The sequence below is a fragment of the Microbacterium sp. KRD172 genome, from assembly GCF_017168295.1.
Taxonomy (GTDB): Bacteria; Actinomycetota; Actinomycetes; order Actinomycetales; family Microbacteriaceae; genus Microbacterium; species Microbacterium profundi.
Window position 1 is genome coordinate 1,010,302 of sequence record NZ_JABFAS010000002.1, and the last position, 7,955, is coordinate 1,018,256.

Below are 7,955 nucleotides of genomic sequence, written 5' to 3' on the forward strand. Positions count from 1 at the left end.
TGAGAGATCCTTCGGTCGGGAAAGCTTCTGTCGGGAAAAGGGGAGACGGCTCAGCGGCCGGACAACTTGGGTGCGAACACCTTGGCGATGAGGCGACCGGCCAGGTTGAGGACCATGACGATCAGAATGAGCGTGAGCGCGGCAGCCCACGCACGGTCGATGAACGCATCGGCCGGAAGCCCGGGGTACTTGGCCTGCATGTAGGAGAACACCGGCAGCGTCGACATCTGCCCGCTGAACATGTTGAGGTTCATTCCCTGCACGATGCCGACCGTGAGCAGCAGCGGTGCGGTCTCGCCGATGACGCGCGCGATCGCCAGCATGATGCTGGTCACGATTCCGGCGATGGCAGTGGGCATCACGACCTTGATGATCGTCAGCCACTTCGGAACGCCGAGCGCGTATGCGGCCTCTCGCAGTTCGTTCGGCACGATGCGCAGGAGCTCTTCCGAGCCGCGCACGACGACGGGGATCATGAGCACGGAGAGTGCGAGCGAACCCATGATGCCGATGCGCGTTCCCGGTCCCATGATGAGTGCGAACACCGAGTAGATGAACAGACCGGCGACGATCGACGGGATGCCGGTCATCACATCGACGAGGAACGTGATCCCGCGGGCGAGCTTCTTGCCCTGACCGTACTCGACGAGGTAGATCGACGTCATCAGGCCGATCGGCACCGAGATGATCGTCGCGCCGAGCGTGATGAGCAGCGTGCCCCAGACGGCGTGGATGGCGCCGCCTCCCTCGCCGGTGATGTTGCGCATCGAGAAGCTGAAGAACTCGCCGTCGAACCGTGCGAGGCCGTTGATGAGCACCGTGTACAGGAGCGAGATGAGGGGGAGCAGCGCGACCGCGAACGCCGCCGAGACGAGGGCGGTCATCAGGCGATCGGTCGCATGGCGACGGCTCTCGGCGACCGTGGAGACGACGAAGATGAGCCCCATGTAGAGGATCATCCCGACGACGAGGGTCAGCGCGATGTTGAAGTCGGCCGGGTCGCCGCCGCTGTTGGCGAAGGCGAAGATCGTGCCCGCGATCAGGAAGCAGATCGCGAGAAGAGCCCACGGAGCCCATTTGGGCAGATGCCCTGCGCTGGTCGTGTGAGTGGCGGGGGCGACGGCGATGGCGCTCATATCAGTTGGCTCCCGAGAACTCGGCACGACGCGACACGATCCAGCGTGCGACGAAGTTGACCGCGAAGGTCACGATGAACAGGATCAGACCGGCCGCGATGAGGGTGTTGACGCCCTCGTCGTGGGCCTCCGGGAACCGCAGCGCGATGATCGCAGGGATGGTCGTGGGGTTCTCGGGGTTCAGCAGGTTGAAGGTGACGATACCGAGCGGCGAGAGCACGAGCGTGACCGCCATCGTCTCGCCGAGTGCGCGGCCGAGGCCGAGCATCGCTCCGGAGACGATGCCGCTGCGGGCGAAGGGGAGCACAGCCATCCGCACCATCTCCCAGCGGGTCGCGCCGAGAGCGAGTGCGGCCTCTTCGTGCAGCTTCGGTGTCTGGAGGAATATCTCACGGCAGATCGCTGTGATGATCGGCAGGATCATGACGGCGAGGACGAGGGATGCCGTCAGGATCGTCTTGCCCGTGCCGGACGGCGTACCGCCGAAGATCGGGATCCACCCGAGGTTCGTGTTGAGCCACTTGTAGAACGGCACGAGCATGGGCGCGAACGTGAGCGCGCCCCACAGCCCGAACACCACAGACGGGACAGCTGCGAGCAGGTCGATGATGTAGCCCAGCACCCCAGCGAGCCGACGCGGGGCGTAATGGGAGATGAACAGCGCGATACCGACGGCGATCGGGGCCGCGATGACCAGAGCGATCAGGCTCGACCACAGCGTGCCGAAGACGAACGGCCAGACCCACGTGATGAACGACTGTCCCTCGAGGATCTGGTTGTTCGAGGTGTCAGGCGCGAACGCCGGGATCGCCTGCACGACCAGGAAGACGGCGACTGCGGCCAGGGTGACGAGGATGACGATGCCGGCGCCGAGCGCGGTGCCGGAGAAGATCCGATCTCCTGGACGCAGGACGGCCTTCGGCGACACGGCCGAACGGGTGCTCTCGGTGTCCGTCGTGGTGGTGGTCATCTGAGCGGCTCCACGGGTGTTCGGAGGGACATGCGGGGTGTGTTCATGCGGGTGCCCCCGCGGCGCTGGTTCGATCGATTCGACCAGCGCCGCAGGGGCTTCAGCACAGCTCTCAGCCTATGACTGAGGATCCGTGTTACTCAGTGACGATCGCGTCGATCGCTGCGTCGACCTTCTCGCGCAGGTCGTCCGAGATCGGGGCGCTGCCGGCAGCCTCTGCGGCGACGTCCTGGCCCTCAGCCGATGCGACGTACTGGAAGTATCCCTTGACGAGCGCGGCGACCTCAGTGTCTTCGTAGTCGACGCAGCCGATGAGGTACGACACCAGGGCGATCGGGTACGACCCCGCCGGAGCCGCAGCCGGGTCGACCGCGAACGCGAGGTCGTTAGCCGAACGGCCCTCCTCGAGCGGCGAAGCCGCGACCAGTGCGGATGCTGCCTCGGCCGAGTAGGGGACGTACTCGCCCTCGACCTCGACAGCGACCTGACCGAGCTCTGAAGCCTGCGAAGCGTCGGCGAAGCCGATGTAGCCGACGCCGTTCGTGATGGCGCTCACCACACCGGAGGTGCCGTCGGCAGCCTCACCGGTCGACAGCGGCCACTCGTCGCTGGCCTCGTTCGTCCACACCTCGGGTGCGACGGCCTCGAGGTAGCTGGTGAAGGTCTCCTGCGTGCCCGACGCGTCAGCGCGGTGCACCGGGACGATCGCCTGGTCGGGGAGCGTCGCATCCGGGTTCTGGTCGGCGATGGCCGGATCGTTCCAGTTGGTGATGGTGCCGGCGAAGATGCCTGCGATCGTCGCGCCATCGAGGTTCAGCTCGTCGATACCCTCGAGGTTGAATGCGACGGCGACGGGGGAGATGTAGACCGGGATCTCGACGATATCGTCCGAGGTGCACGAGCCGAAGCCGCCTGCGGCGATCTCCTCGGCGTTGAACGCACGGTCGGAGCCGATGAAGTTCGACGAGCCGGCGAGGAAGTTCTCGCGGCCGGTGCCGGAACCCGTGGCGGTGTAGTTGATCGTGGTGTCGGGGTTGGCGGTCTGGAACGCCGCGACCCAGGACTGCTGGGCTGCTTCCTGCGAGGAGGCGCCGGTGGCCTCGATGGAACCGGACAGAGTCGAGGTCGACGGCTCGGTGGAGCCCTCCGGGGTTCCGCCTTCGTTCGCGGCACAGCCGGCGAGAGCGAGAGCGGCGACGGCGCCGACGGCGCCGATGCGAGCGATTCGGGAGATCTTCACTGTGGGATCCTTCGATCGTGGATGGTTGAGGCCCGGTGCAGGGCACACAGTGACGCTATGGGCGGCGGTTAACGAGACTCTCCCGCACGGGTAAACAGAAGGTGAACGACTGGCAACCCCTTGGGGTGGCGAAGATCACTGCTTCGGCACGTGCGTCTCGATCGAGATGATCCCCGAACCGGGATTCGTCGCAGACAGGTGCGCCACGGAGAATGCGGCGACCTCCAACGCGGAGGCGCTGCCGAGGTACGAGCCCTGCAGGGTGCCGGTGGCCAGCGCCAGTTCGCCGAGCAGACCGGGCAGAACAGGGCCATGACTGCAGAGGACCGCCGGCTTGCGGGCACGCACACGCTTGCCGATCACCGCGCGCAGGTCGGATCGGCCCTCTTCCCATGCATCCTGGCTGATCAGTTCCGTCTCGACCGCCTTGCGATCCAGTGCCTTCGCAAGGGGAGCGACCGTCTGCACGCAGCGCTCTGCGTCGCTGGTGATGATCTTCCGCACGCCGAATGCTCGCAGCGGTGCGACGATCGCCTTGGCCTGCTTCCGCCCCCGTTCGGTCAGGATGCGCGACGCGTCGGAACCGTGCCAGTCCGATCGCGAGATGGCCTTCGCATGGCGCAGCGCGATGATCGGGAAGGTGTGCAGCACGCCGTCGTCGACGAGCCGTTCGAACTCGTCGAGGATCTCCAGATCGACCGGGTAGCTCAGGTTCTTGCGCGCCTTCTTCAGGCTCACCCATTCGATCGCGGCGATCTCCTGGTTCGGGACGAACGCTGAATTGCGGATGGCCTCCTCGGTGGCCTCTGCCGCCCAGTAGTGCACGACCTTCTGCCGCTTCGGGCGCATGAAATAGCGGCTGACGCCCACGGGAACGCCGAGGTCCACGCGGATGCCGGTCTCTTCGTGAACCTCGCGCACGGCCGTCTGCGCGAGCATCTCGCCCGGATCGACCTTGCCTTTCGGCAGCGTCACATCGCGATACTTCGTGCGATGGATGAGCAGGATGCAGAGCTTTGCATCGACGAGACGCCACACCACCGCTCCCGCGGCGTACACGGCCTTGTCGTCTCGCACCACCTCGGTCGCGTCCTGAAGGGTCATCGCACCGTCCGTGTACGCCGGCGGCGCCGGATCTGGCTCATCGTCTTGTCCTGAAGATCGATGAGCGACTCCCCGTCCGCGTTCACTGAGTGTCGGGTCCAGACCCCGTCCTCACCGAGATGCCACGAGATGGTCCCGTCGTCCAAAGCGAGGTCGAAGAACGACAGCAGCTCACTGATGTGAGCGGGGTCCGTCACGCGGACGAGTGCCTCGACGCGGCGGTCGAGGTTGCGATGCATCATGTCGGCGCTGCCGATGTGCACCTGCGGGTCGCCGTCGTTGTCGAACGCGAAGATCCGGGAGTGCTCCAGGTAACGCCCCAGGATGCTGCGCACCGTGATGTTGTCGCTGATTCCCGGCAGGTCGACCTTGATGCTGCAGATGCCGCGCACCCAGATGTCGACCTTCACTCCCGCCCCGCTCGCCCGGTACAGCGCATCGATGATCTCCTCATCGACCATCGAGTTCACCTTGATGCGGATGTGGGCGGCCTTGCCGGCCTCGGCATTCTTGCGCTCGTTGTCGATCTGACGTAGAAGTCCCTTGCGCAGGTGCAGGGGAGCGACGAGCAGGCGCTTGAACTTCTTCTCGATCGCGTAGCCGCTGAGCTCGTTGAAGAGGCGGGTGAGGTCCTTGCCGACCTGCGCATCGGCCGTGAAGAGTCCGAAGTCCTCGTAGATGCGGCTGGTCTTCGGGTTGTAATTGCCGGTGCCGACGTGCGAATAGTGCTGCAACTTGCCGTCTTCCTCGCGGATGACGAGGGCGAGCTTGCAGTGCGTCTTGAGGCCGACCAGGCCGTACACGACGTGCACGCCGGCTTTTTCGAGCTTGCGGGCCCAGACGATGTTGTTCGCCTCGTCGAAGCGCGCCTTCACCTCGACCAGGGCGAGCACCTGCTTGCCGGACTCTGCCGCGTCGATCAGCGCCTGCACGATGGGACTGTCACCGGAGGTGCGGTACAGCGTCTGCTTGATCGCGAGCACATCGGGATCGCGAGCCGCCTGCTCGAGGAACGCCTGCACGCTGGTCGCGAACGACTCGTACGGGTGGTGCACCAGAACATCGCTCTTGCGGATGGCTCTGAAGATGTCGGCACGGCTGTTCGAACCCGTCGGCTGGAACGGCACGGCGGTCGTGGGCAGATGCGGCGGGTAGCGCAGGTCCGGTCGGTTGACGCGGGACAGCGAGAAGAGCCCGCGCAGATCAAGAGGACTCGGCAGTCGATAGACCTCCTGGTCGGTGATGTCGAGCTCTTTGATCAGCAGATCGAGGGTCAGATCGTCCATGTCGTCGGCGATCTCGAGGCGGATCGGCGGTCCGAATCGGCGCCGGAGCAGTTCTGCCTCGAGCGCCTGGATGAGGTTCTCGCTCTCGTCCTCCTCGATCTCCACGTCTTCATTGCGCGTGAGACGGAACGCGTGGTGGTCGAGGACCTCCATGCCAGGGAAAAGGTCGCCGAGATGGTTGGAGATGAGATCTTCCAGCGGCAGGTAGCGTGCGATCTCGCTGCTGCCCGGCACCTCGACGAGACGCGGGAGCATGGGCGGCACCTTGAGGCGAGCGAACTCCTGCCGGCCGGTGCGCGCATTGCGGATGCGGATCGCGAGGTTCAGAGACAGGCCGGAGATGTACGGGAAGGGATGAGCGGGGTCGACCGCGAGGGGCATGAGCACCGGGAAGACATGCAACTGGAAGTACTCGGTGAGCGCGGCGCGCTCGGCATCGGTGAGCATGTCCCACTCGGTGATCTCGATCCCGGCATCCGCCAGCGCAGGGCGCACCGACTCGGTCCACGCAGCGGCGTGGCGCAGTTGCAGGGCGTGCGCCTCGCGGGAGATGTCGGCGAGCACATCCGCGGGGGAGCGGCCGACATTCGTCGGCACGGCGAGACCGGTGACGATGCGGCGCTTGAGGCCCGCGACGCGCACCATGAAGAACTCGTCGAGGTTGCTCGCGAAGATCGCCAGGAAGTTCGCGCGCTCCAATTCCGGGAGCGTCGCGTCTTCGGCGAGTTCCAGCACGCGCTGGTTGAACGCGAGCCAGCTGACCTCCCGATCGTGATAGCGATGGTCAGGCAGGAGGGAGTCCGGGGACTCGATGGCGTCGAAGTCATCATCTTCGGCGTCACCCAGCCCGGCGTCGGCGAGCGCGGAATCGATCATGGAGTACATCTTGGCACCGCCAGATGACACGCGCGTGAACGAGCCGGCTTCATGTCACCGTGCCGTGTCACCGTGCCGTGTCACCGTGCCGTGTCACCGTGCGGCGGCGACCTGGTCCTCGTCGTAGACGTTGAAGCGGTAGCCGACGTTGCGCACGGTGCCGATGATCTGCTCCTGGTCGCCGAGCTTGGCGCGCAGGCGCCGGACGTGCACGTCGACCGTCCGTGTTCCTCCGAAGTAGTCATACCCCCACACTTCGCTCAGCAGCTGCTCGCGGGTGAACACGCGTGAGGGATGCGTGGCGAGGAAATGCAGCAGCTGGAACTCCTTGTACGTGAGATCCAGCGACCTGCCGTGCAGCTTGGCCGAATACGACTGCTCGTCGATGGTCACACCGGAGGCCTGGACCCGGGAGGGCTCGGCCGTGGCCTCGCCGCGCGCGATCGCCAGTCGGATGCGGGCATCCGTCTCCGCGGGACCAGCGTCCGTCAGCAACACGTCGTCGATGCCCCAGTCACCCGAGACGGCGCTCATCCCGCCCTCGGTGACGACGAGCAGAAGCGGCGCGTCCTGCCCTGTCGTGCGCAGCAGCTTGCACAGTGACTTGGCCGCGGAGAGATCGTGCCGCCCGTCGACGATGACGATGTCGCTCTCGGGGGCGCTGACGAGCTGCGCCGGCTCCGCGGGGATCTGCCGCACACGGTGACTGAGCAGTTCCAGGGCGGGCAGCACTTGCTCCGAAGCGGGAGCTGAGGTCAGAACCAGGAGCAGGGCCACGCACTTTCCTTCCGGGCTGCGGGATCCGTCGCCCTGAACGGCGATCGGGTACGACGCCGTGCGCCAATGATACCCAGCGACGCAGATGGTCGTTGCGCGCAACCGCGGATCAGCCGACGTATGGGTGACAATGGAGACATGTCCGAACCTGCTCTCGCGCCGCGCAGCCCCTTCGGCGGCGTCGTCATCGTGTGGGGCGCGGCACTGCTCGCGGCGATCGCGATCGGCATCTTCGTACCTCCCGAGTGGCGGGTGCAATGGCTGATCGTCGGCTTCGGCGGCGCGGTGCTGCTCTCCTTCGCCCTGCAGCTCTGGTACGGCCAGACGAAGGGCTTCATCCTCCGCACCGCGGCCAGCGTGACCGGCGCCCTGCTCCTGCTCGGAGTCGTCTCCGCCGGATTCGCACTGGCGGCGCTGGTCCCCGCCTGACGCGCGCGCTCCCGAGTTCTGAACGGAAGCGCAACACCTCGTAGGTTGTGGTTATTCACACTCACGACCTGAAGGGTTGCGCTTCCTTGACCGCACATTACCGTCATCTGACTCTTGAAGACCGGATCGAGATCGAG

At 65.8% G+C, this 7,955-nt stretch carries 7 protein-coding genes; 1 reads left to right on the forward strand and 6 read right to left on the reverse strand.

What is annotated here, in order from left to right; genetic code table 11:
• Positions 1 to 50 precede the first annotated feature (50 nt).
• The 6 genes from pstA to J1M43_RS05180 form a co-directional block, all read right to left on the reverse strand.
• Positions 51 to 1,136, reverse strand: coding sequence for a phosphate ABC transporter permease PstA (gene pstA / locus J1M43_RS05155; RefSeq protein ID WP_206476129.1), 1,086 nt, complete (start codon positions 1,134 to 1,136; stop codon positions 51 to 53).
• Between the two features lies 1 nt (position 1,137).
• Positions 1,138 to 2,106: a phosphate ABC transporter permease subunit PstC gene (pstC, locus tag J1M43_RS05160; RefSeq protein WP_033106635.1), complete on the reverse strand. Its 969-nt coding sequence runs from the start codon at positions 2,104 to 2,106 to the stop codon at positions 1,138 to 1,140.
• Between the two features lie 136 nt (positions 2,107 to 2,242).
• Positions 2,243 to 3,346: a phosphate ABC transporter substrate-binding protein PstS gene (gene pstS / locus J1M43_RS05165; protein WP_206476131.1), complete on the reverse strand. Its 1,104-nt coding sequence runs from the start codon at positions 3,344 to 3,346 to the stop codon at positions 2,243 to 2,245.
• A 135-nt stretch (positions 3,347 to 3,481) separates the two neighbouring features.
• Complete coding sequence (locus J1M43_RS05170) at positions 3,482 to 4,450, reverse strand: NUDIX hydrolase (RefSeq protein WP_206476133.1); 969 nt, start codon at positions 4,448 to 4,450, stop codon at positions 3,482 to 3,484.
• On the reverse strand, positions 4,447 to 6,612 hold the full coding sequence (locus J1M43_RS05175; protein WP_033106925.1) for an RNA degradosome polyphosphate kinase: 2,166 nt from the start codon (positions 6,610 to 6,612) through the stop codon (positions 4,447 to 4,449). Before J1M43_RS05175 ends, J1M43_RS05170 begins: the two co-directional genes overlap by 4 nt.
• 93 nt (positions 6,613 to 6,705) lie before the next feature.
• Positions 6,706 to 7,389: a response regulator transcription factor gene (locus J1M43_RS05180; RefSeq protein WP_206476135.1), complete on the reverse strand. Its 684-nt coding sequence runs from the start codon at positions 7,387 to 7,389 to the stop codon at positions 6,706 to 6,708.
• A gap of 138 nt (positions 7,390 to 7,527) precedes the next feature.
• Between J1M43_RS05180 and J1M43_RS05185 the strand changes: the two genes are divergently transcribed.
• Positions 7,528 to 7,818: a hypothetical protein gene (locus J1M43_RS05185; protein WP_033106638.1), complete on the forward strand. Its 291-nt coding sequence runs from the start codon at positions 7,528 to 7,530 to the stop codon at positions 7,816 to 7,818.
• Positions 7,819 to 7,955: the final 137 nt, after the last annotated feature.